Raw genomic sequence first — 26845 nt, 5'->3', positions numbered from 1 at the left:
CTACTATTATTTATTTTTATCTTTTCTCTTTTTATCTCTGGTTTTTAGCATATTTCTATTCACAGAGCCATGCGTTTTTTTCTTGGTTACACCAGGGCCACCCAAATTGACTTTCTTATTCTTTTTACTTTTTTCTTGAAAAGCGCCATCTCCTTCAAGCTTTTGTTTTTTCATCATAAACTTAATCGGTTGTCTGTCTTTTTCAGGTTCGATTAATTTTGATGAAACTTCAACTGTTTCTGGGAAAACTTCGATGGCTAATTCCATGTTCATTAGCACTTCTATCTCGACTTTAGATTCTTCTTCACGAGGTGCGATAAGACTTATTGCTGTTCCTGTTGCATCAGCACGACCGGTTCTACCAATTCTATGCATATACAATTCAGGCATTTCGGGCATTTCAAAGTTGATAACATGGGTAATATTGGAAATGTCCAAACCTCTTGCCATAATATCTGTGGTAATCAAACCACGTAAATTTCCTTCTTGGAAAGAAGCCATCGTGCTCAAACGATAATTTTGAGATTTATTCGAGTGAATTACCCCAAACTGTCCTTCAAAATCTTCTTCGATTCGTTCGTGAACCATATCAGAAATCTTTTTATTATTGACAAATACCAAAACACGACTCATGTCTTCGTTGTTTTGCAATAAGTGTTTTAGAAGGTTTATTTTGGTATTAAAGTTTGGAACTTGATAGGTGATTTGTTTGATATTTTCCAATGGTGTTCCTGAAGCAGATAAGGTAACTTCTTCCGGATAATCAAAATAGTCATTCAAAATGGCATCTACTTCATCCGTCATTGTTGCCGAAAATAGGATATTTTGACGTTTTTTAGGCATCATCGCCAAAATAGCTGTCAATTGGGTGCGGAAACCTAAATTAAGCATTTCGTCAAACTCATCAATAACCAGTTTTTGCATTTCTTCAAAACGGATTACATTATCTAATGTTAAATCCATGATTCTTCCTGGAGTTCCCACTAGTATGTCGCAGCCTTGATAAACGGTTGTTTTTTGAGTATTAATGTTGACCCCTCCAAAAATACCAACGGTACGAACCGACATGTATTTTGTCAGTTTTTCTACTTCTTCCACTACTTGCACCACAAGTTCACGAGTAGGAACCAGAATTACTATTTTAGGAGTATGCCCCGGAGTAAATTTATATAATTTTAATAAAGGTAATAGATAGGCAAATGTTTTACCGGTACCGGTTTGTGCAATTCCCATCATATCTCTTCCAGACATTATCACAGAAAAAGTTTTTTCCTGGATGGGAGTTGGAGAAGTAAATCCTAAATCATCTATTGCTTTTTGTACAGATTTAGGGAGATTGAATTGTTCGAAAGTACTCATTTGCTTAAATTTTGTGCAAAGATAGTCTTTTTGAAAGGAATGTTAAGTTTTGATACTAAACTTCAATAATCTACCCTCTATTTGAATCTTATTTCCCACGATAAATTAAGTGAATAAATCCAAAAGTATTTCCCCGGGTCAAATATTATTTCTTGATGGGTAACTGCAAATTGAGTTCCCCAAGCATTTTGTTTATTTGAAGAAGAAAAATAATATCCCAAATTAATTTTTTGCGACTTTAAATTTATGATAGAGACTTCATTTTCATTAAAATCAAACTGATTTGTTTCTGGTGAAAACCCAATTCCTAATGAAAGACCTAAATAATTATCAGCATCACTACGATATTTACGATATGCAATAGTTCCTGAGGTGCTTGTTCCGGCACCACCAGGTGTTATGTAAGGGCGAAAAGACCAATAGCTATTTCCATAATACCAACCTACAGAGCCGGTATATATAGTCGTGGTGGTACTGTACATTAAAGTTCGGAACCCTAAGGAAACTTCAAAACTTTTAGGTAAAGATTTGTATAGTTCTGCACCAAATCTAACATCTGGAAAGAGAAAAGAATTAGACAAACCAACATTAACATAGGCATAAAATCCTTTTGAAATTTTTGGGTATAAATCGACTTCGTACTGTAACCCATTTTCCTTGAATCTTCTATTGAAATTTACTTTCGCTATTATACTTCCGTATTTTGTTTGGCGGCCATATTTAAGAGTATGATATTGCATTGGATCAAATACATCTGAATATAAATCAACAGTTGAATTAATTCCAATAGAATTTTGACTCAGTATTTTATTTAAACTTACTTTATAATCTTTGGCTTTTTGGTCTTCTGGATTTTTATTCAGTATAAATTGAACTGTATTTAATGCTTCTATTGGGTTGTTTGTGCTTTCTTGAGCACTTGCCTTTAAATACAATATTTCAGCATCGTCAGGAAAGTTTTTCAAAGCTTCATTTGTCATTTCTAAAGCCGAAAATGGCATATTTGCCCAAGACTCATTTTTTATTGCTGCTATCCAAGTACTCTTATTTTTAGTATCTCTTTCTAAAACATAAGCAAACTCTTTTCGTGCTTTTTTATAGTCGCCATCCCAAGAATACGTTGTTGCCAAAAAAGAACGGATTTCATGATAATCTGGATATTTAGTTAGAATAGAAAGCAATGTGTCCTGCGCTTGTTTGCGTTGCTTATTAAAAGCTAAATTACGGGCTGTCTCAAAGGAAGTATCAGGATCTCCATTGTATTTCTTTTCTTGACCTGACATTTCAAAGGCAAGTAAAAAGGTCCAGATACAAATAAGTTTTATGACTATTTTTAAAATCATTTTTTTAAGGATTTTTTAAAAGTTACGTAATTGTTATTCTCAGGATGAATTTTTATAAGGCTGTCAATAGTTTTATTTGCCTGATTTTTATTTTTCATCCTTTCATAGGCTTGTGCCAATTTATAACCTAATTCAGCATCGTTGATTTGATTTGCTAATCCTTTTTTACCAATTTCAATTGCTTTTTTATTCTGGTTTGACCACCAATAGACATCCATTATTGCTAAATAAGAATCACCGTAGAAAGGAGTTCTGTTTATGACTTCCAGTAATTCTATTTCCGCATTTTTATAATCACCATCCCAGGCTAATGTTCTGCCTTTCAGAGTTCTTACGTCACCATAATTAGGTAGCTCATTCAAGATATAATTACATAATAATCTCGCTTTTTCACGCTCTTTTTTAAATGCTAAATCTCTTGCAAGAAAGAAAATATGATCAGGATCCAATCCTTTTGTTAATTTTTTGATTAATGAAAGTTGCTCAGGTGTAAATGCATAAGTAGGTTTTTTAAAGCTGGTAGCGGTATTGGTGATTTTGTTTTTTGTGGTTAAGTATGCATTTAATTTTTTATAATCATTAAAAGAACCGGTTATCGTTTCCATCATGTCGTTGTCAGTTTCATTAAGATTGAAATTTTCATCAATTTTAAAAAGACTGCCATCTGAATAAAAATAGTCCTTATATATATAATCATTGATGCTGCCTTTGTATCTCATTAACGGAATGTTATGGATATTTCTAAATTCTCTAACGGTATCCAAACCTTGACCTATCCAAGTCGTTTTTTCTAATTTGTTGAATGTGTAATTATTCGTTAAAAAGGAAACTAAACTTGGCGTTACATCGGTATGTGAAGAAATAGATTTAAATTTTGCGGTTTTCTTCAGCATAGGGCTGTAAATGTAAAGAGGAACATGAAAACGGGATAAATTATCTTTTTGGGGAACCGGAATTAACCTGTGATCTCCCGTGATTATAAAAATAGTATTTTTATAATCGGGTCTTTTAGAATAAGCTTTCATGAAACTTTGGATGGAATTATCGGTATAAAGAAGACAGGCAAATATGTCTTTATATTCACTCATCTTGTTTTTTTCAAAATAAGATTTGGTATTTAAAATACGTTCGACCTTTTCTAAGTACACTTTTTTAGAAGGGAAATCAAAAGGTTCATGATTAGTAAGTGTCATTATAATATCCAATCGAGGTTCCTTTTTATCTTTTAATTCAGATAATGTTTTGCGGTATATTTCAGCATCAGGATAACCCCAGGAAAATCCGCCTGAATTTTCTTTTGTCTTAACATACCCGGGACCAAATTTGTTGATATCAATGATTTTATCGATACCGTTGTATTCTAAGAAATTACTTTTTTTATCAAATGTTGATTCATCGCCAGAATAATAAGCAGTAGTATAACCGTTTGATTTCAGAATGCTGATTAATGAATTGTGTTTAGGGATTGGATTCAATTCCATAAATCCATTTTCTCCAAAAGGCAACGAACCAATTAAAGAAGGTAGTGCGCCAAATGTTCGTCCGGCATTACTGACGAAATTTTCCCAATAAAGTGATTTTGTAGCCAATGAGTCTAAGTAAGGAGTAAACCCTTTGTATTCACCATCATCGGTAAAATCGCTTCCAAGTCCTTCCATAATAATAAAAACGACATTTGGTTTTTCTTTTTGAATATTGAAAAATGGAGCCAATACATCTTTAGTACTTTCAGATGCTTTTTCCAGAGGAAATTCTTTCTTGAAAGTGAGGTTGCCCTCAGAAGCCAAAGCTTTATCATTTTCGGCTCTTATGATGTCACTCAACAAGAAATTTAATTTGTTTTGAGAAGCATTTTTCTTTGTATTGGCAATTACAAAAGTTAAACTCCCAAAGACAAATAAAACGATAAGTAAAATTTTGGTATTGATTTTATGTCCAAATGAATTGAATAGCCAAATCAATCCCAGATAAACAATTGGTACTATCATGAACGGTAAAAGCATCAAAAAGGACAGCGATAAAGAGGCAGTTACAGTTGTGTACATGTCACTCAAAGAATAGCCTAAAAGATCTGCTCCAAGATTAATATGAGTGGTGAGGCTGTATCCTATCAATCCAAGTTGGATGATTGCAATAATTGAGAATAGCACTTTAATAACAAGTATCCCTAAAGGATTTTTAATGTATTTTAATACTAAATACAGTGGGAAAAACAATAATCCGATTAGTAGTCCCGTAAAAAAATCATTTAATAGTTTATAGGTAAATAACTGTATATCAAAATTTTTGAATAATTCGATTAAGCTTAATAGACAAAAAATAATTATGAGTGAAATTGTGGCGTAAATATATTCTAAACTGTTATAGTAAGAGAATTTTTTTTTCATTTGGTTGTTTTATAGTATTAGGCTTTGGTCATTCCTTTTCGTGTCATAGCTCCCCATTTCTTTTTTTTGTTAAAATAGTAATCTATATTTCCACTAATTGCTGCATACAAAATGACTGGATGATTAACAAAAGGTTCTAAAAAAGCAATCTTTAACAGGTCGAAACCTATTCTTTTCTTTTTATATTGGTGATAGGTAAGTTCTTCTGTAATTATTGCAACTATTGAAAACAAGACCGAAAATAAATAGGCGAAAATAATAAAAACCAATGAATAATCCCATCTAACATGATGGAGTGCAATAAGAATTCCAAAATAAAGTACACCGGCTACTTCTATAATTGGAGCCATTCTTTCGAAAAAGAACCAATACGGATAGCTGATAAGTCCCAAGGATTTATATTTTGGATTGAACCCTATTTTACGGTGTTTTTTAAGTGTTTCGATAGTTCCGCGAGTCCATCTGTTTCTTTGGGAAATAAATGTTTTATAATTGTCTGGAGCTTCTGTCCAGCATAATGGGTCAGGAATATAAGCTACTTTATATTTTTGTTTCTCCTCTTCCATATATCTTCTCATTCGCACAATAATTTCCATATCTTCCCCTACGGTGTTTGTATCGTAACCGCCCACTTTAATGGCTATTTTTTTATCAAATAAACCAAATGCACCCGAAATGACTAACAACCCATTTAGTCTGCTCCATGCCATTCTTCCTAATAGAAAGGCTCTCAAATATTCTAAAATTTGACCTTGTTCCAGCCATGTTTTAGGAAAGTTTATATCGAGTAATTTACCATCCTTAACGGTGCATGAATTGGCTATTCTTATTACTCCACCGGCTGCAATTACTTTGGCATCGGTTGTTTCCAGAAATGGTTTAATCATTTTTTGAAGCGCATCTTCCAATAACAAACAATCCACATCTATACAAGCAACATATTTGTTTTTACTTATATTCAGTCCCATATTTAAGGCATCAGCTTTTCCTCCGTTTTCTTTGTCAATTATAGTTAATTTGTCAAATGCAGGATTTATAGATTTATAAATGCCTTTTCTTAGTGGTTTTGTTTTAATCTGTTCATTGATATGATGGCTTATTGGAATTAAGTCGTAGGCTTCAATGAGTTTGCTTAAACTATCATCTTTACTTCCATCATTTACAATGATAACATCATAATTTACATAGTGGCTCGATAATAAGGAACGTACATTTTCAACAATGTTTAAACTTTCATTGTATGCAGGTGCTATAATTGAAATTGAAGGAGAGAAAGTCGAAGATAATATTTCCTTATAATTAACAAAGCTATTTTTCTTTACATATTCAATTGTTTCGATAGCTGAAATTACTGCTAATAGGATATAAGATCCAATTGCAATTGCAGAAAAAATAAAAAAGAAATAAGGGATGATTGACATTATAATTTGTAAAGTACTTGTACCCATATTAAATTGGTTTTAGGCTGTTAGCATTTTTTTTAATTCAATCTCATATAAAGTATATTCTTCAAAATTAATATGCTTCAATATCTCCATTACTAATAACTTAATTTCAAAATTTTTGTGGTGTATATGTTCCAATAAAAAAGGTTTGTCGCCATTCTCATACACATTTTCCATCATTTTTAGAAAAGCGATTTGTTCTTCATGACTGCGCTCATTAAAATTGTTTTTCAAAATATTTTTAGCTTCAACGATATTCAAATGACTTAATGCAGAAATTGCATTAACCCTTACATCTTCACTTTTATGATTTAACAGTTTAATAAGCTCATCTTTTGCTTCAAATTGATTGTAGACTTTAGCGAGTTTTAAAGTAAAAATGACTACCGAATCATTTGAAGATTTCAACCATGGCCTAATGTCTGCAATTTGTGGGTCATTTTTAAGTTGAAGGATTTCCAACAATTGAATCTGATCCCATTCAGATAAAGACGTTTCTAAAACATTCAAAAATTCAAGTCCCTTGAAAGCATATAAATGGACCAGGTATAATTGCATTTCTTTGCGAACTTCTCTCTTTGGATGGTTGATATTATTCATTATTATTTTATGAACTCCCTTTATTTTAAATTGAGTAAGCTCTCTAATTCCTATAGCGATAATGTCCCATTTTTTATGTCTTAGTTTGGCTAATGAGTAACGTAAAAGCCCTAATTTAATAAAGAGTTTATCAATAGATTCAGCTATTTCACCAGAAATTTCATTTCTTAATTTTAATAATGTTGAAATAATAATTTTCCTTTTAAAAGGATCACTTACAAATTCTTTTAATTCATTGATAATTAATTGTTGTTCTGAACTAAAACTTCCATCTTCATTTCCGGAATATAAATAGGTAACAAGATAAGATTCATAATCCTCTTGATATTTAGTCTTAATCTTTTCATTCACCCTTAAATGGTTTCTTAAATATTTAAGATACATTATCAGCATTGCAATAATTATTAAAAAAATACAACTAAAGACCCATGCCAATTTGATTATTGTAGAAGAGTGTTTTAAAAATTCTAAAAGGTAAAGGTTCTCGTTCATAACTATTTACTTTAAGTTATTCGTTTAAATATTAATCAGCAATCGTTTTACACGGATTACTAATTCATGTGGACTAAAAGGCTTACTCATAAAGTCAGTAGCTCCCAAGTCAAATGCTTTAAGCACGATTTCTTCCTGTCCAGCTGACGAAAAAACGACAATTGGAGTTTGCATATTCAATTTGTTTCTTACATGACTGATTACTTCTAATCCGCTGACAAAAGGCATCATAATATCGGTTAAAATTAATTCAGGACTGTGCTCTTCTATTAATTCGATTGCTTGCTTTCCGTCAACAGCTATAAGTAGTTTATATCCTTCTTTTTCTAATCTAAATTTAAGTAGTAATGAGAGGACAGAATTATCTTCAGCTAGAACAATTTTTTTAGTTTTATTCATTTGTTTAATGGTTTGAACTAGGTTAATAATTCAGATTTAAAATATCATAAAATCATTTGTCAATAGCTTCAATAATTTCTATTCTTTACTTTCGTCTAAATTAGATTCGATTTACTCAAAATTTGAATTTTTATCTGGTTGCTACCTTTTAATTCTAAATTTTGTGTTTTTTTAACTCTAATTTATTAGTAATTTTATTAATCAAATATAATGCAATTTCATTTCGAAATATTCGATAAAGTGCATATAAAACAGATAAAATGCGTAAAAACAATTAAATATAAGGTAAATAGTACAATATTTAAAAAAATAAAATCGCTATATATACCTTAATTGTTTACAAAGTGGGACTTGTGAAAATTAAAATAGTATTTCAATTAATTTCTAATGTTTCAAGAAAGTTGAAGTAATTGATTTTCAATTAGGTAAACTTTGAAGTAAAAATTAAAATCCCTCGAAAACACCTAATCCAAATAATGCGAAGTCATATTTCACTGGATCATTTACATCAAATTCCCGAAGTTTTTTATCGAGTTCAGCTAATGCTTTTCCGTCGTTTTGTTTCCTTGTAAGTAATCCTAATTTTCGGGCTACATTCCCGGAATGTACATCCAAAGGACAGGATAAAGAAGCAGGGGAAATACTTCTCCATATTCCTAAATCAACTCCTTTGTTGTCTTGACGCACCATCCAGCGGAGAAACATGTTGATTCGTTTAGCCGCCGAATTGTTCAGAGGGTCTGAAATGTGTTTTTGGGTTCTATACTGATGTGGAATTTCGAAGAATGTCTTTTTGAATTCCGAGATGCTTTTTTGCATAGTTGCTAATTCTTGGTTTTTAGCATATACGGATTCTAAACCATTATGGTTTTGGTAAATGTTTTTTAGGCTTCTAATAAAACTGGCAAAATCCTGTCCGTTAAAAGTTCTATGAACAAAAGTTTCTAGTCGTTCCAAATCATTTTCGGAATGTGACATAACAAAATCATAAGGAGCATTTCCCATTAAATCCATCATTTTATGGGAATTTTTTATAATCATTTTGCGATTTCCCCAAGCAATTGTAGCACTTAAAAAACCAGCAATTTCAATATCTTCTTTTTGTGAAAATAAATGCGGAATTTGAACCGGGTCGCTTTCTATGAATTCGAGCGTGTTGTATTGTATGACTTTTTCGTCAAGAAATGATTTTAATTCGGAATGATTCATTTTTTTAATTACTAATCAATCCATCAACCATTACTAATTTTCTATCGGCCATATTGGCTAATTCTTCATTATGGGTTACAATCACGAAAGTTTGTCCCAATTCATCACGCAATTTAAAAAATAATTGATGCAGGTTTTCAGCCGAAGCAGTATCGAGATTTCCCGAAGGTTCATCGGCAAAAATGATTGCAGGTTTATTGATTAAAGCTCTTGCGACAGCCACACGCTGTTGTTCTCCTCCAGAAAGCTCATTGGGTTTGTGGTTCATACGGTGGGAAAGACCAAGATAGGTTAGGAGTTTTTCGGCTTCTATTTCTGTTTCCACTTTGGATTTATTGGCAATAAAAGCAGGGATACAAACATTTTCCAATGCCGTAAATTCAGGTAATAATTGATGAAATTGGAATATAAAACCTAAATTTAAATTTCGGAATTTGGACAAGTTTTTGTCGTTCATAGTCAGAATATCTTCGTCATTAATGCGCAATTCGATTCCGTTTTCAACTGTAGGTTTGTCTAAAGTTCCAAGGATTTGCAAAAGTGTTGTTTTCCCGGCACCCGAAGCACCCACGATGGATACAATCTCCCCTTTTTGAATATGTAAATCAACTCCTTTCAACACATGTAGTTGATCGTAATATTTATGTAGATTTTTGACTTGGATCATTTTGAAACTATTTTCACAAAGAAACAAAGATTTTAATGATTATTAAATGGTTCACAATATATTTTCCCTTCACAAATTATAAACTTTCGTTAATAAGGAATAACCACTTCCGATTATTAGATTAAATTTGGTTTTAGATTGGTTATAATAATCTATAATCAGATTTTTTGCAAACAAAATAAACTTATAAATGGAAATTGAAGAAGGAATGGAAGTTGCCACTTTTGCCGGCGGTTGTTTTTGGTGTACCGAAGCTGTCTTTTTAGAATTGAATGGCGTGAAAAAGGTGGTTTCTGGATATATAGGAGGAGATACAATTAATCCCACCTATGCGGCTATTTGCAATGGCGATACCGGTCACACAGAGGCGATTCAAATTACTTTTAATCCCAATAAAATTACTTTTGGTGAATTGTTGGAAATATTTTTCGCAACACATGATCCCACTACTTTGAACCGTCAAGGAAATGATGTTGGTACACAATACCGAAGCGAAATATTTTATAATAATGAAAATCAGAAAGATTTAGCCGAAGCGTATATTGCTTTGATGACTAGAGAAAATACGTTTGGAGAACCCATTGTTACGGTAGTTTCACCAGCTACACTATTTTATGAAGCCGAGGATTATCATCAAAATTATTACAACCAAAATAAATTGCAAGGATATTGTAGTTATGTAATTACGCCAAAAGTTGAAAAATTAAAGAAAATCTTTAAAGATAAGCTTAATGATTAATTGGCATTAGATTTGTATGTTTTGTAATAAACTATTCTAAAACAGAATGATGGAAAAAATACAAGTTGGCGAAACAGATAATAAAAGCAGAAACCTTTTTCTGGGTCTATTATTTGACGGAATTGGGATGTTGTCTTTTACTATTCCTTTTGTTGGAGAGTTTTCTGATGTGGTTTGGGCACCCATTGCAGGTTATTTAATGACAACAATGTATAAAGGAACGGTAGGGAAAGTAGGCGGAGTAGTTACTTTTTTAGAAGAAATTTTACCGTTTTCGGATGTTATTCCCACATTTACCTTGACGTGGATTTATAATTATTGGATAAAAAACAAAAACGCTTCATAATTGAAGCGTTTTTTTATTCCTTGAAAAGAAACCCAAATCCTATCCGTTTTAGCATCTTCTTTTCGAATGCCCAAAAGAATTTGAATTGCCCGAAAATAAATCCTATTAAAACTAAAAGCACTTGATATATTGGGAAAATTAATAATAATCGAACAGGAGTGAACCAGTGACCCAAATCGGTCTTTGTAATTCCCAACCAAAAACAAAATGGTTTTGATAACCAAGCTGAAGCTGAACCTGTAATTGCAAAAACAATAAATATAATTGTGAGTTGTAAATTGGTTTCAATTCCCCAACGTTTTTTTAAATCGCTCATCTTTATTTATAATGATTACAAATATAGTAACATTATCTTGAGGGGACATAACCAAAAAGTTTTTGTTTGTAGGTATTTTGAAAATAAATCATATAATTATAAATTAGATAATTCACTTCATACCCATAATTAATATTTGAATCATAACTAATTGACATTTCATAAAGATTAGGGTCATATCGTTGTGGTTGCAAAACGCGGCTGTTCCACTCGCTAACGTACAATTGATTTTTGTTTTCTAAGTAACTTTGGGAATGATAGCCTCTAGGATAAGCTCTTGAATTAAGCCAAGTGCTAAAACCAGGGTCAATTATTATGACTTCGTATTGCAGTTCATCATTGGCAATTCGAACAGTGTCACTCTGCGTTGGAATTGTTTTATCAGTTTTCGAAAAAGTAGGTTTAGAAGTTTTACAACTAAAAAGAGAAACTAAAATAATTGCTAATATGTAGAAACTATTTTTCATGATAAAATGAATTGAGAATTAAAGTTACAAAATTAAAAGATTAGTTATTAGTGTTTTAACAAAAAAAATCATCTACTAAGAGTAAATGATTTTATATAAATATTTCGATTTCTATTATTTTCCAAAGAGTTTGCCAAGTATGCTTCCAAGTCCGCCACCTTTTTGGGTCACTGCTGACATAGCATCGCTTATATCTACTTTACCATCTGCATTTTGGTCTAAACCAAATTGACCACCATATTTTGAAATAGCATCCATAATACCCGAATTTTGCGCACTATTACCAGAAATAGCTCCAATAATATCAGAAATTTGAAAACTGGATTCATTTGGATCTTTGGCTTTATTGACTAATGAACCCAAGATTTGAGGGATTAAGCTTCCCGCAACATCAGAGGCAGTTTCATTATTTATGCCAAATTTTTCTCCCAAACTACTGGTTAGCTGCTCGGTTAATTTTTGAACCACAGGATTCGAACTGTCTTGCGCATTATTTCCTTGAAATAAACCCGCAAGTTGATCTGCTCCACCTTCTGAAACTATTTTTTGTAATCCGGAAATAATAGAACTACTGGCTTCAGTCATTACAGCTTCATTATGCTCATTTGGAATTGCTTGATTTTTAATAACAGACTCGACTCCAAACTGTTGTGCTAATTGTGTTAATTGTTCAAACATGTCATTTGATTTAGATTAGAAATCAAATTTAATAAAAAAAGGGATTCATTAAACACTGTTAATGAATCCCTTTTTACTATTTAATGCAAATACTAGCCTAATATGCTAATGATTTGTGAAGCTAATTCGGTACCAATTCTATCTTGTGCTTCTCCTGTTGCAGCTCCAATATGAGGAGTCATTGAGATTTTATGGTTCATCAAAATAGTCATTTCAGGAGTTGGTTCGTTTTCAAAAACATCCAATCCAGCGAATAATACTTTTCCGCTGTCTAATGCTTTTACTAATGCAACTTCATCAATAACACCACCACGAGCACAGTTTACAATACCTACACCGTCTTTCATAATAGCCAATTCTTTCTCTCCAATGATATAACCATCTTGAGCAGGAACGTGTAATGTTATGAAATCAGCTTCTTTGAATAAAGATTCCAATGATTGAGAAACGATAGTTGTAGTGATTGATTGACCATCAAAAAATTCAACTTTAACGTCAACTTGTGGGATAAACATATCAGCAGCAATCACTTTCATGCCTAAACCTAATGCCATTTTAGCAGTAGCTTGACCAATACGTCCAATTCCTACAACACCAAGAGTTTTTCCTCTTAATTCGATTCCGTTAGCATATGCTTTTTTCAAACCTTCAAAGTTTGTATCTCCTTCAAGAGGCATATTTCTGTTAGAATCATGTAAAAAACGTACACCAGAGAATAAATGTGCAAAAACTAATTCTGCAACTGATTCTGATGAAGAAGCAGGAGTATTGATTACGTGAATTCCTTTGCTTTTAGCATAGTCCACATCAATATTATCCATACCTACACCGCCACGACCAATAATTTTTAATCCTGGGCAAGCATCAATAATGTCTTTACGAACTTTGGTAGCACTACGCACCAAAACAACGCTCACATTGTTTTCATTTACAAAGTTAGCCACTTGTTCTTGCGCTACTTTTGTAGTTATAACTTCAAATCCACCTTTTTCTAAAGCTAGAATTCCACTTTTTGAAATTCCGTCATTGGCTAATACTTTCATTTATGTTTTATATTTAAAGATTGAAAAATTAAATGATTTAAAGATTCAATCAGGATTTTTTAATTTTAAAGTGTAATTTTAATTGAAAGATTTACTAATTGATTTTTATAATTATTTAAAACTTTCAATTATTAAATCATTAAATATTTTTTTCCAATTCTTTCATTACATCAACCAATACTTGAACACTTTCTAATGGAAGCGCATTGTACATAGAAGCTCTGTAACCACCTACTGAACGGTGTCCAGGTAATCCAGATATTCCGGCTGCTTTCCACATAGCATCAAATGTTTCTGTATGAGCAGCATCATTCAATAAGAAAGTGGCATTCATATTGGATCGATCTTCAACAGCTGCAGCTCCTTTGAATAATGGGTTTCTGTCAATTTCTCCGTAAAGTAATGCTGCTTTAGCATTATTTATTTTTTCAATTGCAGCAACACCTCCAAGGTTTTTCAACCATTGTAAGGTCAATAAAGAAGCATAAACAGGAAAAACAGGTGGAGTATTATACATACTTTCTGCTTTGATATGTTTAGTGTAATCCAACATGCTTGGGATTATTCTGCCATTTTTGCCTAAAATTTCCTCTTTGACAACAACCAAAGTAGTTCCTGCTGGGCCCATATTTTTTTGTGCTCCTGCATAAATCAAATCAAATTTAGAAAAATCCAATTCTCTTGAAAATATATCAGAACTCATATCACATACAATTGGCATATCAAGTGACGGGAATTCCTTCATTTGTGTACCAAAAATAGTGTTGTTACTGGTGCAATGGAAATAATCAGCATCTGAAGGTACAGTGTATCCTTTTGGAATATGATTGTAATTTTCTTCTTTTGATGAAGCGACAACAACAGTGTCACCAAAAAGTTTTGCTTCTTTTATAGCTGCTGATGCCCATGTTCCTGAATCAAGATAAGCAGATTTTCCACCTTCTTTCATCAAGTTATAAGGAGCCATAATAAATTCTAAACTAGCTCCGCCAGCAAGAAATAAAGCTTGATATCCTTTGCCTTCAAGGCCTAAAAGTTCAATAACAAGAGCTCTTGCCTCATCCATAACGGCAACGAAATCTTTACTTCTGTGCGAAATTTCTAAAATGGATAAACCAGAATTGTTGAAATTTAAAATAGCTTGAGCTGATTTTTCAAAAACTTCTTGTGGTAAAATACAAGGTCCTGCGCTGTAGTTGTGTTTTTTCATGGTGTAGTTTAAGTCCAAAAAATTAAAGTGCAAATTTCGGTAATAGGAGTTTAAAAAGCGTTAAATAATTCGAAAAAATTAAACAATTTTAGACTATATTGTTAACAAAAACGAAATAGTATCGACGTTATCTGCGTAATTCCATAATTTAGGTTTTTGGGTTTGTCCAAAATTAATGCTGTTTTCTATAATATTATCACTTACAATACACTGAATTTGCTCGTTTTCAGATTGTAATCGTATTTGTAAATCAGTGATGTCATCGTAAAATTCATAAAATACACTAGAAATAGGAGAGGCATGACTTTTATCTTCTTTTATGGTCAAAAATCCATTATCCAATAATTTAAAATTACTCATCAGGAAAACGGCTTTATTGTAATCATAATTGTTAGCATATTTTTCATAATGAATAACATCTTGATAATCAAATATAGCTTCAAAAAAACCATCGAAAATATACCCTTTTGGGACAAAAATTTTAGAGACATTGCGACATCCTAAGCCAAAATATCTAAAAATATCTTCACCTAAAGCACTTAATTGTTCTTTGGTTTCTTTTCCGTTCAAAACAGCAATTGAATTCCTGCTTTTTCTTATTATGGAAGGTTTATCTTTAAAGTAATATTCAAAATAACGAGCTGTATTATTACTTCCAGTTGCTATTACGGCATCAAAATTTTCTAATTTGCCCTCAACAAAAGTTATTTTATCAGTCAGCTCAGGGTCAATGGCTATGATATATTTAGCTAGAAAAGGCAGTAAATGTTGGTCATTTGAGGATGTTTTTATCAATACATTATGCCCAGTGATTAAAACCGACAAGAAATCATGAAAACCAACTAGTGGAATATTTCCAGCAAGAATTAAGGCGATGTTTTTAGGTTCGTTTATTTGAAAATCATAGGCAGAAAGCCATTGATTTAAATTATCTTCTGTTAGCGCTTCTGCCCAAGATTGAATAGAAAAATAAACTTGTTCAGGCGTATACCATCCATTATGGGATTGTGATAATTTTATTAATTCGATAAAATCATCAAAAAATAAATCGTTATGTAAAACAGTTGGGTTCTTAAAAGTGTTATTTTCGGAAAATTGACTTAAAAACTTTCCTAATTCAATAAAACTTCTTTTTTTTTCGTTTTGTAACATAAGTAACTTGTATATGAATAGTTTTGATTGTAATTTTGCACAAAAATAAGCTATAATAAGTTATAAGTCAAAAGAGAAAAAATCTTAAGTTGTTTTATCTCAAAAGGCATAGCTTTTAACTAATAAAAAGATAAAGATGGCAATTATAATAACAGATGAATGTATCAATTGTGGTGCTTGTGAACCAGAGTGCCCAAATACTGCAATATATGAAGGAGCCGATGATTGGAGATATAAAGATGGAACAAAACTTAAAGGGAGAGTAATTTTGCCTGATGGTACTGAAGTAGATTCAGATGAAGCCCAAACTCCAATTTCTGACGAAATCTACTATATAGTACCTGGGAAATGTACAGAATGTAAAGGATTTCATGATGAACCACAATGTGCTGCAGTTTGTCCTGTAGACTGTTGTATTCCAGATGATAATCATGTTGAGACTGAAGAAACGTTACTAAACAGACAGGCATTTTTGCATAATGAATAGTGTGTAAATCCAATAATAACAAAAAATCCTGAGTTAATGCCTCAGGATTTTTTTTGTGTTATTTTTTTTCTCGCAACAATCACATAAGTATCGTAAGCATACGTTTTTCTGTCAATTATTTTGATGATTTCAAAATCATTTAAATATAAAAATAATTGTATTTCATTTAAGGTAAATACACGTAATGTAGAAAAATCTTCTGCAATTATTTCTTTTTCATCATTTTTTAAAGTGTAATATTGTGCAGTCCACTCCAGCATAAAATTTTCTGAGGAAGTTGTTTTCCAATTACTGTTTCTATAATACAGTATTTCATCATATTCCGCTTTATGAATTATAACTTGATTTTCTTTAGTAAAAGGGATAAACCGATTAGCGTCTATAAAATCAAAAATGAGAATTCCGTCTTCTGTTAAATTTTTGTAAATGGATTCAAAAGTGCTATTTATATCTTCATTTGTCGTCAAATAACTAGTGGAACGCCCTGTAATTAGTATCGAATCAATGGGCTTTTCAAGTTCAAATTGTCTCATGTCTCCATGAATGAAAGTACAGCTTTTATTTCTTTCTTTGGCGATTGCTATTATACTTTGGCTATAATCCAGGCCAATATATTCTTGATTGTTTTGTTGAAATCGTTTGGCTAGGTTGCCAGTGCCGCTACCAACTTCCAGTATGGACGTGCAATTATTTTCTTTAATTAAATGGTTGTAGAATTGATACTCTTCATCATAATCAATGAAAGTTTGGTACATAGCATCAAAAATTGCAGCCATTTTTCCGTCATAAAGATTCGTCATGATAGTTGTAATAAAGTACTAAATTTATGAAAAATAAACGAAATAAAAAAAGGGCTATCGAAAGATAGCCCTTTTAAATTATTCAATAACCAAATTAGAATTTATAGTTCAAAGATAAATTGAACATAGTTCCTAATTGACTAAAGTGAAATCCATCGTAAGTCATTGTATTATAACGGCCATCGAAAGTTATATTCATATCCTGAGCATGAAGTAATGCAGGATTATTGACTATTGCATTTGCAGATGCAGAACCGTCAGATGTTATTTTGTATTTTGGAATTACATTAAATATATTATTAACGTTTAAAGCTAAAGATAAGCTTTTTGTTGCATTAAAATTAATACCTAAATCAGTAACCATTTTTGTTGCAAATTCAGTAGACAATCCTGGATCAGAATAATCAGCATTTTTGAATTTTGTTGGTCCAAAAACAGTATTGTTTAAAGAGAAATTAAATTTACCAATTTCATAATCTCCTCCAAAAATGTATTTGAATTTTGGTCTAGAGGTAAACATTAACGCATCTTGTGTAGCATTGAAAACAGTTTGGTTTCCAGGAAGTGCTGTTACACTTGCAGGATTTTTTACAGCTCCAACTCTTTCGTTAACAAGGGTGTAGTTTCCAGATAAATTAAGAGCTAATTTTCCAGCACCCAACATAATATTTCTGTACCCAGCAACAAAGTCTAGTCCAGCAGTTCTGGAATCAATTGCATTTACAAAGTATGCTTGACCATTAATTAGGTTTCCTAATACAATTCTGTCTTTTACTTTAATGTTATAATAATCTAAAGTAAAATTGAAATTTTTTATAGGTTTGATTCCAAATCCTAAGGTTATATTATCTGATTTTTCAGCAGTAAGTTTAGGTACTCCAAGAGCTCGTGCTGCTGTCGAAACATTACTTATGATCCCTGTTACAGCAATTGTACCACCAGAAAAGGTTGATTGCGATTTTTCAGTATAAATTTGGTGTAATGATGGTGCTCTAAATCCAGTAGAAATAGAACCTCTTAGTGTAAATTTGTCATCTAGAAATTTGTATCTAGAGCTTAATTTCCAAACATTTGCAGCACCAAAATCGCTATAATCTTCATGACGTACAGTACCGTTTACAAGGAAATCTTTGGAGAAATCAACTGCAACATCTAAATATGCTCCAACATTGTAACGATTAAATTTTCCTGAATTTGCAGGGTCATTACCTTGAAAGGAGTCAGCACCAAGACCATCATAAGATTGTTTATCGCCAGCAATAACTTCAAAGTTTTCGGTTCTAAATTCAGTTCCAAAACCAATACTTACTTGATCGGATAAAACTTTTGAAACATCAATATTTCCAACAAGATGATTGAATGAGGTTCCACCTGGATGGAATGTAGTTTGTCCAGTATAAATGTTTGGATCAGAAGCATAAATAAAATTGCCATTAGAATCCTTAGATCTATTTTGAGAATTTGTAACAGTATAAATTTGTTTGTTTCCTCCAATAGTAACACTGGCGTCAGTATTCCAGCCATTTGTCACATTCTTGTAACCTAATGTAGCATTGTAGTCATTCAAGTCTCCAATAAAAGTAGGGACATAGCCTAAATAAGAAGCGGCAGTTCCATTTCCATATAAGCTTGCAAGATATGGCATGTCTGCAACTGTTCTCCAATATGGAGCTCTATAATTTGCAAATGAATTTACTTTTTTATAGACGTAAGCGGCGTTATAATAAATTTTTGAATTTTCACTTAAGTCACTTCCACCGTTAACTTCAAATTTAGCGGCAGCTGTCTCTGGAGAACCATTTACGTTTCCTCCATCTGGTTTTTTAGCAAGAAATGCTTGTGTTGTAGCTAATGGAACACCCCAATAATCAGATTCATCTTGTGCGCTTAAAATACCTGGTCTGTTAGCTAATTTAACTTTAGAAAAATCTACAGTATAATTAACAAAACCTTTGTCTCCTACAGTAGAACCATTGTTAATGCTAATTCCTACCATTTCACCATCACCTTTTCCAGTGATGCCAGTTCTAACAGTTGCAGAACCACCGTTAGTATTTTTTTTCAAGATAATGTTCATTACACCAGCTATGGCATCAGACCCGTATTGAGCAGATGCACCATCGCGAAGTATCTCTACTCTTTCGATAGCGTCTTGAGGTATTGCTGATATGTCAGCACCTGTTTCACCACGTCCCGGAGATGTCTGTGTGTAAAGCAACGCACTCATATTTTTACGCTTACCATTAATAAGGATAAGTGTTCTACTTGGTCCTAAATTTCTAATTTCATAAGGGTCAAGTAATGAAGTTGCATCATTAACAGGTGTTTGAACGGTGTTAAACGATGGGATTTTGTATTGTAATGCTTTATCAAATGAAGCTTGTCCTGTAGAAGCTAAGTCTTTTGAAGTTAGCACATCAATAGGAAGTGCAGTAGTGGTGTTACTTCTGGGTGCTGTTCTTGTTCCTGTAACCACAACTTCTTGAAGGTTTTGGCCGCCTTCTTCGGATAATACTACATTTATTGTAGCGCTTGTTGCTGCTTTTTCTACTTTATTGAATCCTACGTAGCTAAAAACTAAAGTAGCCCCATCTTTAACTTTGATTTTGTAAGCTCCGTCGATATCAGTTGAGACACCGTTGTTAGTTCCTTTTTCGATAATGTTAACACCTGGTAATCCAGCACCGGCATTGTCTTTCACAACACCAGAGATTTCTTTTTGTGCAAAAAGAAATGTGACGTTTAACAAGAAGAATAATAATGTAAACTTTTTCATAAATTGTTGGTTTTGGTTTTTGTTTGGTTTGAAATCTGTTGCAATATAAATTTTTTTTAACAAAATATTAATATTTAGTTTAAAATTTTACAAACATTTATAGAAATTTTAATAATAATTAATAAAATTCTTATTTCAATAAATTGTTTTAAAGAATAGTATTGAATTGATAAAAAAGTAAAAAACTAGAATACAATACATAATTGTATTGATTATGCTATCAAACATTTATTAAATCTTATATTTGCAAACTTTTAAAGTGAATTCTAAAAACTTTTAGCAGGATACTGTTATCTGTAAACAAAAATAGCATGAAGAATGGCGGTGCCATATTTTCATTAAAAACAAATATTATCTACATATGAAAGCAGGAATTGTAGGATTACCGAATGTTGGAAAATCAACATTATTCAATTGTTTATCCAATGCAAAAGCGCAAAGTGCTAACTTTCCTTTTTGTACTATTGAACCAAATATAGGTGTTGTAAATGTTCCAGATCCAAGAATTGAAAAATTGGAGGAATTGGTAAAACCAGAACGCGTGCAAATGGCAACTGTTGATATTGTTGATATTGCAGGATTGGTAAAAGGAGCAAGTAAAGGAGAAGGTTTAGGGAATCAATTTCTTGGAAATATCAGAGAATGTAATGCGATTATTCATGTTTTACGTTGTTTTGATAATGATAATATTGTTCACGTTGATGGGAATGTAAATCCAATTCGCGATAAAGAAACGATTGATATAGAATTACAGTTGAAAGATTTGGAGAACGTTGAAAAGCGTCTGGAAAAAGTAAATCGTGCAGCTAAAACAGGAAATAAAGAAGCGCAAACTGAAAAGGCACTTTTAGATAGAATTAGAGAAACTTTGCTTCAGGCAAAATCTGCTAGAACAATAACTCCACAAAGCAATGATGAAGAAGTTTTGATGGAAGGATTTCAGTTGATTACAGCTAAACCAGTATTGTATGTTTGTAATGTTGATGAAAATTCAGCAGTTAGCGGAAATAAATATGTTGACCAAGTTCGTGAGTTAGTTAAAGATGAAGATGCGGAAGTAATTATTCTTTCTGTAGGTGCTGAAGCTGATATTACTGAATTAGAAAGCTACGAAGAGCGTCAGGTATTTCTGGAAGATATGGGATTGACTGAGCCAGGGGCTTCTGTATTGATTCGTGCGGCATACAAACTGTTGAAGCAACAAACCTATTTTACGGCAGGGGTTAAAGAAGTTCGTGCTTGGACTATTAATATTGGAGCAACTGCACCACAGGCAGCAGGAGTTATTCATACTGATTTCGAAAAAGGTTTCATTCGTGCCGAAGTTATTGCTTATGAAGATTTCGTTCAATATGGCTCAGAAGCTAAATGTAAAGAAGCCGGAAAATTTAAAGTAGAAGGAAAAGAATATATCGTAAAAGATGGCGATGTGATGCATTTTAGATTTAATGTGTAGATAGTCCGCTTTTAAAAGTTAAAAGAAACCTGCAAGAGTAATTTTGCAGGTTTTTTTATAAAATTTGATTTGTTTTTAATAGGTGAATCGGTGATTAATTATTTTGCAGCAGTACTAAATTTAGTTACTTTAGTAAAAATAAAATTTTTATGAAAATCATAGCCTTTGGCGGAAGCCCCAGTAAAAACTCCATCAATAAAAAATTAGCAACATATGCCGCAAATCTTTTCGAAAATGCCGAAATTGAAGTATTGGATTTAAATGATTTTCAAATGCCTTTGTTTAGCGTTGATATAGAAAAAGAAATTGGTCAACATGAACTGGCAAAAGCGTTTTTGGCTAAAATTGCCAGTGCGAATATTTTAGTGGTTTCGCTTGCAGAAAATAATGCAAATTATTCTGCGGCTTTCAAGAATGTATTCGATTGGTGTTCTAGAATTAATGGAAAAGTTTTTCAGGAAAAACCAATGTTACTTATGGCAACTTCACCAGGTGGAAGAGGAGGATCGTCTGTATTAGAAATTGCAAAAAATGCTTTTCCTCGTTATGGGGCAGTTATAAAAGCGACTTTTTCGCTACCAAGTTTTGATGCTAATTTTGATGTTGAAAACGGTAAAATTTCTAATCCTGAATTGGATAACCAATTGAGAGATATTGTTAAGAATTTTTAAATTTTAGTAAACCTTAACTATCCGCATATTCTGAAATCTAAAATCTGCAATCTTTTTTTTTGTCAATATCATTCTTAATAACTTTGACGGCTTCCTGTTTTAAATTTTATCGAATTACACTACATTAGCACAAAATCCACAAAATTTACAATGTCCGATCAAAATCAATATACCGAAGATAATATTCGGTCGCTCGACTGGAAAGAACATATTCGCATGCGTCCCGGAATGTATATTGGGAAACTGGGTGATGGTTCTTCTCCAGATGATGGTATTTACATTCTTCTAAAAGAAGTACTCGATAACTGTATCGATGAATTCGTCATGGGTGCCGGTAAGACAATTGAGGTAACTATCAAGGATAAAACGGTTACAGTAAGGGATTATGGTCGTGGAATTCCATTGGGAAAAGTGATTGATGTAGTTTCCAAAATGAATACAGGTGGAAAATACGATTCGTTGGCATTTAAGAAATCCGTTGGTTTAAATGGAGTAGGAACAAAAGCTGTCAATGCTTTGTCTAATTATTTCCGTGTAGAATCAGTTCGTGACGAAAAACAAAAAGCAGCCGAATTTTCCGCAGGAAATCTAGTTCTTGAAGAAGATATTATAGACACAACCAAACGAAAAGGAACCAAGGTTAGTTTTATTCCAGACGAAGCAATTTTTAAAAATTATAAATTCAGATATGAATATGTAATCAAAATGCTTAAAAACTATTGTTACTTAAACAATGGTTTGACTATTTTATTCAATGGCGAAAAATATTTTTCTGAAAATGGTCTGAAAGATTTATTGGAAGAAACCATTCATGCCGATGATTTGGAATATCCAATTATTCACCTAAAAGGAGAGGATATCGAGATTGCTTTGACGCATAGTAAAACACAATACAGTGAAGAATACCATTCCTTCGTGAATGGACAAAATACCACACAAGGAGGAACGCATTTAGCGGCGTATCGGGAAGCAATTGTAAAAACTATTAGAGAGTTTTATAATAAAAGTTTCGAAGCTTCGGATGTTAGGAAATCTATTGTAAGTGCGGTAAGTATTAAGGTTATGGAACCCGTTTTTGAGTCTCAAACCAAAACTAAATTGGGATCGACTGATATGGGTTCAGAGCCAGGAATGCCATCAGTACGTACTTTCATAAATGATTTTGTAAAAACGAAGTTAGATAATTACTTACACAAAAATACAGCAACTGCTGATGCCTTGCTTCGCAAAATTCTTCAAGCCGAAAGAGAGCGAAAAGAATTATCAGGGATTCGAAAATTAGCTACTGATCGTGCCAAAAAAGCAAATCTTCACAATAAAAAATTAAGGGATTGTAGAGCCCATCTTACGGATACCAAGAATCCTAAAAGTCTGGAGAGCACACTTTTTATCACTGAGGGAGATTCCGCTTCCGGGTCGATTACCAAATCGCGTGATGTGAATACTCAAGCAGTTTTTAGTTTGCGTGGTAAGCCTTTGAATTCCTACGGGATGAGCAAGAAAATTGTTTATGAAAATGAAGAATTCAATTTGTTGCAGGCAGCGCTTGATATTGAGGATGGTTTAGAAAAATTGCGGTATAACAATATTGTAATTGCTACGGATGCCGATGTCGATGGAATGCACATTAGGTTGTTATTAATTTCTTTTTTCTTGCAATTTTTTCCTGAATTAATAAAAGAAGGGCATTTATATATTTTACAAACACCACTTTTTAGAATCCGAAACAAGAAAGAAACGATTTATTGTTATTCGGAAGAAGAGCGAAAAGAGGCAATGGAAAAATTAAAACCCAAACCAGAAATTACCCGATTTAAAGGATTGGGGGAAATCTCTCCGGATGAGTTCAAAAATTTTATTGGAGAAACCATTCGTCTTGACCCAATTATGATGGACAAAAATACTTCAATTGAACAATTACTATCCTTTTATATGGGAAAAAACACACCAGACCGACAGGAATTTATCATCAAGAATTTGAAGGTAGAATTGGATGTTTTGGAAAAGGACTAGTATAAATTAAAGAAATTATTCCAATATTATTATAGGATAAATAAATGAAAGACGAAGAAGACGATAACATTATTCCAGCAAACGAAGAAAATAATTCGGAGGATCATTCTACTGATGAAAATCAAGAAGAAAATGATTCGGATGAAATTATCGATGTAGATAAAAAATCTTTTGAAGGACAGCATTTTTACGAAAATGAAGAAGATGAAAATGATACCATTACCAAAGTCACAGGAATGTACAAGGAATGGTTTTTGGATTATGCATCGTATGTAATTCTGGAGCGTGCAGTTCCTGCGATTGAAGATGGTTTTAAACCTGTGCAACGTCGTATTATGCACTCTTTAAAAGAATTAGATGATGGTCGTTATAATAAAGTGGCTAATGTAGTAGGGCACACGATGCAGTATCATCCACACGGGGATCAGAGTATTGGTGATGCAATGGTACAAATTGGTCAGAAAGAATTGTTGATTGATTGTCAAGGAAACTGGGGGAATATCCTAACGGGAGATGGAGCTGCGGCTTCTCGTTACATTGAAGCACGTTTATCTAAATTTGCTTTGGAAGTTTTATATTCTCCAAAGATTACTGACTGGGGTGTTTCTTACGATGGTCGTCGTGCAGAGCCCAATAATCTGCCTGTAAAATTCCCATTATTATTGGCTTCTGGAGCTGAGGGAATCGCTGTGGGTCTTTCGACGAAAGTCTTACCCCATAATTTTAATGAACTAATTGATTCGTCAATAAAAATTTTAAAAGGAAAACCATTTACGTTATATCCTGATTTCTTGACACAAGGTATTGCTGATGTGTCTAATTATAATGATGGATTGCGTGGTGGACGTGTACGTGTACGTGCCAAAATTGCACAGCTAGACAAGAATACCTTGGTGATTACCCAGATTCCGTTTTCGACGAATACGACCACTTTGATTGACAGTATTTTGAAAGCGAATGATAAAGGGAAAATCAAAATCAAGAAAATTGAGGACAATACCGCTGCTGAGGTAGAGATATTAATTCACCTTTTTCCAGGTGTTTCTCCAGATAAAACGATTGATGCTTTGTTTGCTTTCACGGCTTGTGAAACTTCGGTAGCACCATTGGGTTGTGTGATTGAGGATAATAAACCGTTGTTTATTGGGGTTTCGGATATGTTGAAAATTTCAACAAATAGGACTGTCCAACTCTTAAAAAGCGAACTCGAAATTCAGTTGAGTGAATTGGAAGAACAATGGCATTTTCTTTCTTTGGAACGTATTTTTATTGAGAACAAAATATACCGTGACATTGAGGAGCAGACTACTAGAGAAGGCGTTATAAAATCAGTTGATGATGGTTTAAAACCACACATAAAACACTTAAAACGCGCTGTTACCGAAGAAGATATTCTGCGTTTACTGGATATCCGAATCATGCGTATTTCTAAATTTGACAGCAATAAAGCACAGGACAAAATCGAATCATTGGAAGGCGACATTGAACTGGTAAAACACAATTTAGAACATCTGATTGATTTTGCTATTGCCTATTTTACGAAGTTAAAAGAGAAATACGGAAAAGGACGTGAACGCCAAACAGAACTTCGTATTTTTGATGATATTGAAGCTACCAAAGTGGTTTTAAGAAATACCAAATTATACGTCAATAAAGAAGAGGGATTTGTAGGTACAAGTCTGAAAAAAGACGAATACGTTACGGATTGTTCCGATATTGATGATGTAATTGTTTTTCTGCGAGATGGTAAAATGATGATTACCAAAGTGGATGCTAAAACCTTTGTGGGTAAAGATATTATTCACATTGCTATTTTTGACAAAAGTGACAAGCGTACGATTTACAATATGATTTACCGTGATGGAAAATCAGGTCCATCTTATATCAAGCGATTTAATGTTTCTGGGGTGACCCGAGACAAAGCGTATGATTTAACCAATGAAACTGCAGGTTCTCAAGTGGTGTATTTCTCTTGTAATCCAAATGGAGAAGCAGAGGTTATTACGATACTATTACGTCAGGTGGGAAGTGTGAAAAAACTGAAATTCGATATTGATTTTGCCAGTTTAGCTATAAAAGGGCGTGCTTCCAAAGGAAATTTGGTAACTAAATATCCAATCAAGAAAATCGAACTGAAAGAAAAAGGGATTTCAACTTTATTACCTCGGAAAGTTTGGTTTGATGATACTGTCCAAAGACTAAATGTAGACGGAAGAGGAGAACTGTTAGGTGAATTCAGACCAAGTGATAAGATTTTGATCATATCGCAATCTGGAAAAATAAAAGTAATTACGCCTGAATTATCGACTCATTTTGATGAAGATATGGTAGTTTTAGAAAAATGGGTTCCTAAAAAACCAATTTCAGCGATTTATTATGATGGTGAAAAAGAGCGCTATTATATCAAACGTTTTTTGGTAGAAACAGAAAACAAAGAGGAAAGTTTCATCACGGAACATCCGAATTCACATCTTGAAATTGTAGCTACGGATTATCGTCCTGTTGCCGAATTAGTTTTTGCGAAAGTAAAAGGAGTTCAAAAAGAAAATATGAGAGTGGATATTGAGTCTTTTATTGCTTTAAAAGGATTTAAAGCTTTAGGAAACCAATTGACAACCGATAAGTTGAAACAAGTAAATCTATTGGAATCGTTGCCTTATGAAATTCCTGTGGAGGTTATTCCAGAAGAATTAGAAGTAAAAGGAGAAACTGACGCTGATGATGTGGATATTCAACTGGAAGATGATGGCCAAATTACTTTGTCTTTAGAATAAAATAAAAAGATCATCA

General features: G+C 32.7%; 23 protein-coding genes. 7 read left to right on the top strand and 16 right to left on the bottom strand.

The genetic code is table 11. From position 1 onward, the window contains the following. Nucleotides 1-6: 6 nt before the first annotated feature. The 8 genes from ACM55H_RS06555 to ACM55H_RS06520 form a co-directional block, all read right to left on the bottom strand. Nucleotides 7-1359: a DEAD/DEAH box helicase gene (locus ACM55H_RS06555; RefSeq protein WP_416835757.1), complete on the bottom strand. Its 1353-nt coding sequence runs from the start codon at nt 1357-1359 to the stop codon at nt 7-9. 77 nt (nt 1360-1436) lie between these two features. Further along, complete coding sequence (locus ACM55H_RS06550) at nt 1437-2702, bottom strand: YaiO family outer membrane beta-barrel protein (protein ID WP_416835756.1); 1266 nt, start codon at nt 2700-2702, stop codon at nt 1437-1439. Then, nucleotides 2699-5089 carry a sulfatase-like hydrolase/transferase gene (locus ACM55H_RS06545; protein WP_416835755.1) on the bottom strand — a complete coding sequence of 797 codons (2391 nt, stop codon included), beginning with the start codon at nt 5087-5089 and terminating at the stop codon, nt 2699-2701. The genes ACM55H_RS06550 and ACM55H_RS06545 overlap by 4 nt, the downstream gene beginning before the upstream one ends. Nucleotides 5090-5106: 17 nt before the next feature. Then, complete coding sequence (locus ACM55H_RS06540) at nt 5107-6537, bottom strand: glycosyltransferase family 2 protein (protein WP_416835754.1); 1431 nt, start codon at nt 6535-6537, stop codon at nt 5107-5109. 12 nt (nt 6538-6549) lie between these two features. Further along, complete coding sequence (locus tag ACM55H_RS06535; RefSeq protein ID WP_416835753.1) at nt 6550-7626, bottom strand: HEAT repeat domain-containing protein; 1077 nt, start codon at nt 7624-7626, stop codon at nt 6550-6552. Between the two features lie 24 nt (nt 7627-7650). Beyond that, on the bottom strand, nt 7651-8025 hold the full coding sequence (locus tag ACM55H_RS06530) for a response regulator transcription factor (protein ID WP_416835752.1): 375 nt from the start codon (nt 8023-8025) through the stop codon (nt 7651-7653). Between the two features lie 444 nt (nt 8026-8469). Next, nucleotides 8470-9234: a TIGR02757 family protein gene (locus ACM55H_RS06525; protein ID WP_416835751.1), complete on the bottom strand. Its 765-nt coding sequence runs from the start codon at nt 9232-9234 to the stop codon at nt 8470-8472. 4 nt (nt 9235-9238) lie between these two features. Further along, a complete protein-coding gene (locus ACM55H_RS06520; RefSeq protein WP_291246788.1) occupies nt 9239-9901 on the bottom strand; it encodes an ABC transporter ATP-binding protein in 663 nt (220 codons plus the stop codon). Between the two features lie 190 nt (nt 9902-10091). Here ACM55H_RS06520 and msrA point away from each other — a divergent pair, with 190 nt between their 5' ends. Further along, nucleotides 10092-10640 carry a peptide-methionine (S)-S-oxide reductase MsrA gene (msrA, locus tag ACM55H_RS06515; RefSeq protein ID WP_416835750.1) on the top strand — a complete coding sequence of 183 codons (549 nt, stop codon included), beginning with the start codon at nt 10092-10094 and terminating at the stop codon, nt 10638-10640. A gap of 49 nt (nt 10641-10689) precedes the next feature. After that, nucleotides 10690-10986: a hypothetical protein gene (locus ACM55H_RS06510; protein WP_416835749.1), complete on the top strand. Its 297-nt coding sequence runs from the start codon at nt 10690-10692 to the stop codon at nt 10984-10986. Nucleotides 10987-10999: 13 nt separating this feature from the next. On the opposite strand, the gene ACM55H_RS06505 is transcribed toward ACM55H_RS06510, so the two are convergent. The 6 genes from ACM55H_RS06505 to ACM55H_RS06480 form a co-directional block, all read right to left on the bottom strand. After that, nucleotides 11000-11302, bottom strand: a complete 303-nt coding sequence (locus ACM55H_RS06505; RefSeq protein WP_416835748.1) for a DUF6787 family protein — start codon at nt 11300-11302, stop codon at nt 11000-11002. Between the two features lie 32 nt (nt 11303-11334). After that, nucleotides 11335-11769 (bottom strand): DUF6146 family protein, encoded by a 435-nt coding sequence (locus ACM55H_RS06500; RefSeq protein ID WP_416835747.1) that lies wholly within the window; start codon nt 11767-11769, stop codon nt 11335-11337. A 114-nt stretch (nt 11770-11883) separates the two neighbouring features. Then, complete coding sequence (locus tag ACM55H_RS06495) at nt 11884-12447, bottom strand: DUF937 domain-containing protein (RefSeq protein ID WP_416835746.1); 564 nt, start codon at nt 12445-12447, stop codon at nt 11884-11886. 92 nt (nt 12448-12539) lie between these two features. Next, nucleotides 12540-13490, bottom strand: coding sequence for a D-2-hydroxyacid dehydrogenase (locus ACM55H_RS06490; RefSeq protein ID WP_039107595.1), 951 nt, complete (start codon nt 13488-13490; stop codon nt 12540-12542). 139 nt (nt 13491-13629) lie between these two features. Continuing rightward, a complete protein-coding gene (serC, locus tag ACM55H_RS06485) occupies nt 13630-14700 on the bottom strand; it encodes a 3-phosphoserine/phosphohydroxythreonine transaminase (RefSeq protein ID WP_416835745.1) in 1071 nt (356 codons plus the stop codon). A 93-nt stretch (nt 14701-14793) separates the two neighbouring features. Beyond that, on the bottom strand, nt 14794-15852 hold the full coding sequence (locus tag ACM55H_RS06480) for an acyl-CoA reductase (protein WP_416835744.1): 1059 nt from the start codon (nt 15850-15852) through the stop codon (nt 14794-14796). Between the two features lie 136 nt (nt 15853-15988). On the opposite strand from ACM55H_RS06480, the gene ACM55H_RS06475 reads away from it, so the two are divergent. Beyond that, nucleotides 15989-16339 carry a 4Fe-4S dicluster domain-containing protein gene (locus tag ACM55H_RS06475; RefSeq protein ID WP_416835743.1) on the top strand — a complete coding sequence of 117 codons (351 nt, stop codon included), beginning with the start codon at nt 15989-15991 and terminating at the stop codon, nt 16337-16339. A gap of 41 nt (nt 16340-16380) precedes the next feature. On the opposite strand, the gene ACM55H_RS06470 is transcribed toward ACM55H_RS06475, so the two are convergent. After that, nucleotides 16381-17139: a class I SAM-dependent DNA methyltransferase gene (locus tag ACM55H_RS06470; RefSeq protein ID WP_416835742.1), complete on the bottom strand. Its 759-nt coding sequence runs from the start codon at nt 17137-17139 to the stop codon at nt 16381-16383. Between the two features lie 94 nt (nt 17140-17233). Further along, entirely contained in the window at nt 17234-19915 is a 2682-nt protein-coding gene (locus ACM55H_RS06465) for a TonB-dependent receptor (RefSeq protein WP_416835741.1), read from the bottom strand. Between the two features lie 361 nt (nt 19916-20276). On the opposite strand from ACM55H_RS06465, the gene ychF reads away from it, so the two are divergent. From ychF to ACM55H_RS06445, 4 genes are all read left to right on the top strand, one after another. After that, the gene (gene ychF, locus ACM55H_RS06460; RefSeq protein ID WP_416835740.1) at nt 20277-21371 is read left to right on the top strand and encodes a redox-regulated ATPase YchF; all 1095 of its coding nucleotides are present in this window, start codon (nt 20277-20279) and stop codon (nt 21369-21371) included. Between the two features lie 149 nt (nt 21372-21520). Beyond that, nucleotides 21521-22042, top strand: coding sequence for an NADPH-dependent FMN reductase (locus ACM55H_RS06455; RefSeq protein ID WP_416835739.1), 522 nt, complete (start codon nt 21521-21523; stop codon nt 22040-22042). 150 nt (nt 22043-22192) lie between these two features. Continuing rightward, nucleotides 22193-24055, top strand: a complete 1863-nt coding sequence (locus tag ACM55H_RS06450; protein ID WP_416835738.1) for a DNA topoisomerase IV subunit B — start codon at nt 22193-22195, stop codon at nt 24053-24055. A gap of 44 nt (nt 24056-24099) precedes the next feature. Further along, nucleotides 24100-26829, top strand: coding sequence for a DNA gyrase/topoisomerase IV subunit A (locus ACM55H_RS06445; RefSeq protein WP_416835737.1), 2730 nt, complete (start codon nt 24100-24102; stop codon nt 26827-26829). Nucleotides 26830-26845: the final 16 nt, after the last annotated feature.

The organism is Flavobacterium cryoconiti (genome assembly GCF_048158645.1).
GTDB lineage: Bacteria > Bacteroidota > Bacteroidia > Flavobacteriales > Flavobacteriaceae > Flavobacterium > Flavobacterium cryoconiti.
This window is presented reverse-complemented; position numbering and strand designations above follow the sequence as displayed.

What these genes read in the sequence shown, in the direction of transcription:
- ACM55H_RS06490 (WP_039107595.1), bottom strand. Translation starts at nt 13,490, where the DNA reads ATGAAAGTATTAGCCAATGACGGAATTTCAAAAAGTGGAATTCTAGCT.
- ACM55H_RS06555 (WP_416835757.1), bottom strand. Translation starts at nt 1,359, where the DNA reads ATGAGTACTTTCGAACAATTCAATCTCCCTAAATCTGTACAAAAAGCA.
- ychF (WP_416835740.1), top strand. Translation starts at nt 20,277, where the DNA reads ATGAAAGCAGGAATTGTAGGATTACCGAATGTTGGAAAATCAACATTA.
- serC (WP_416835745.1), bottom strand. Translation starts at nt 14,700, where the DNA reads ATGAAAAAACACAACTACAGCGCAGGACCTTGTATTTTACCACAAGAA.
- ACM55H_RS06510 (WP_416835749.1), top strand. Translation starts at nt 10,690, where the DNA reads ATGGAAAAAATACAAGTTGGCGAAACAGATAATAAAAGCAGAAACCTT.
- ACM55H_RS06470 (WP_416835742.1), bottom strand. Translation starts at nt 17,139, where the DNA reads ATGACGAATCTTTATGACGGAAAAATGGCTGCAATTTTTGATGCTATG.
- ACM55H_RS06520 (WP_291246788.1), bottom strand. Translation starts at nt 9,901, where the DNA reads ATGATCCAAGTCAAAAATCTACATAAATATTACGATCAACTACATGTG.
- ACM55H_RS06535 (WP_416835753.1), bottom strand. Translation starts at nt 7,626, where the DNA reads ATGAACGAGAACCTTTACCTTTTAGAATTTTTAAAACACTCTTCTACA.
- ACM55H_RS06530 (WP_416835752.1), bottom strand. Translation starts at nt 8,025, where the DNA reads ATGAATAAAACTAAAAAAATTGTTCTAGCTGAAGATAATTCTGTCCTC.
- ACM55H_RS06550 (WP_416835756.1), bottom strand. Translation starts at nt 2,702, where the DNA reads ATGATTTTAAAAATAGTCATAAAACTTATTTGTATCTGGACCTTTTTA.
- ACM55H_RS06525 (WP_416835751.1), bottom strand. Translation starts at nt 9,234, where the DNA reads ATGAATCATTCCGAATTAAAATCATTTCTTGACGAAAAAGTCATACAA.
- ACM55H_RS06545 (WP_416835755.1), bottom strand. Translation starts at nt 5,089, where the DNA reads ATGAAAAAAAAATTCTCTTACTATAACAGTTTAGAATATATTTACGCC.
- ACM55H_RS06480 (WP_416835744.1), bottom strand. Translation starts at nt 15,852, where the DNA reads ATGTTACAAAACGAAAAAAAAAGAAGTTTTATTGAATTAGGAAAGTTT.
- ACM55H_RS06465 (WP_416835741.1), bottom strand. Translation starts at nt 19,915, where the DNA reads ATGAAAAAGTTTACATTATTATTCTTCTTGTTAAACGTCACATTTCTT.
- msrA (WP_416835750.1), top strand. Translation starts at nt 10,092, where the DNA reads ATGGAAATTGAAGAAGGAATGGAAGTTGCCACTTTTGCCGGCGGTTGT.
- ACM55H_RS06495 (WP_416835746.1), bottom strand. Translation starts at nt 12,447, where the DNA reads ATGTTTGAACAATTAACACAATTAGCACAACAGTTTGGAGTCGAGTCT.
- ACM55H_RS06500 (WP_416835747.1), bottom strand. Translation starts at nt 11,769, where the DNA reads ATGAAAAATAGTTTCTACATATTAGCAATTATTTTAGTTTCTCTTTTT.
- ACM55H_RS06540 (WP_416835754.1), bottom strand. Translation starts at nt 6,537, where the DNA reads ATGGGTACAAGTACTTTACAAATTATAATGTCAATCATCCCTTATTTC.
- ACM55H_RS06450 (WP_416835738.1), top strand. Translation starts at nt 22,193, where the DNA reads ATGTCCGATCAAAATCAATATACCGAAGATAATATTCGGTCGCTCGAC.
- ACM55H_RS06505 (WP_416835748.1), bottom strand. Translation starts at nt 11,302, where the DNA reads ATGAGCGATTTAAAAAAACGTTGGGGAATTGAAACCAATTTACAACTC.
- ACM55H_RS06475 (WP_416835743.1), top strand. Translation starts at nt 15,989, where the DNA reads ATGGCAATTATAATAACAGATGAATGTATCAATTGTGGTGCTTGTGAA.
- ACM55H_RS06455 (WP_416835739.1), top strand. Translation starts at nt 21,521, where the DNA reads ATGAAAATCATAGCCTTTGGCGGAAGCCCCAGTAAAAACTCCATCAAT.
- ACM55H_RS06445 (WP_416835737.1), top strand. Translation starts at nt 24,100, where the DNA reads ATGAAAGACGAAGAAGACGATAACATTATTCCAGCAAACGAAGAAAAT.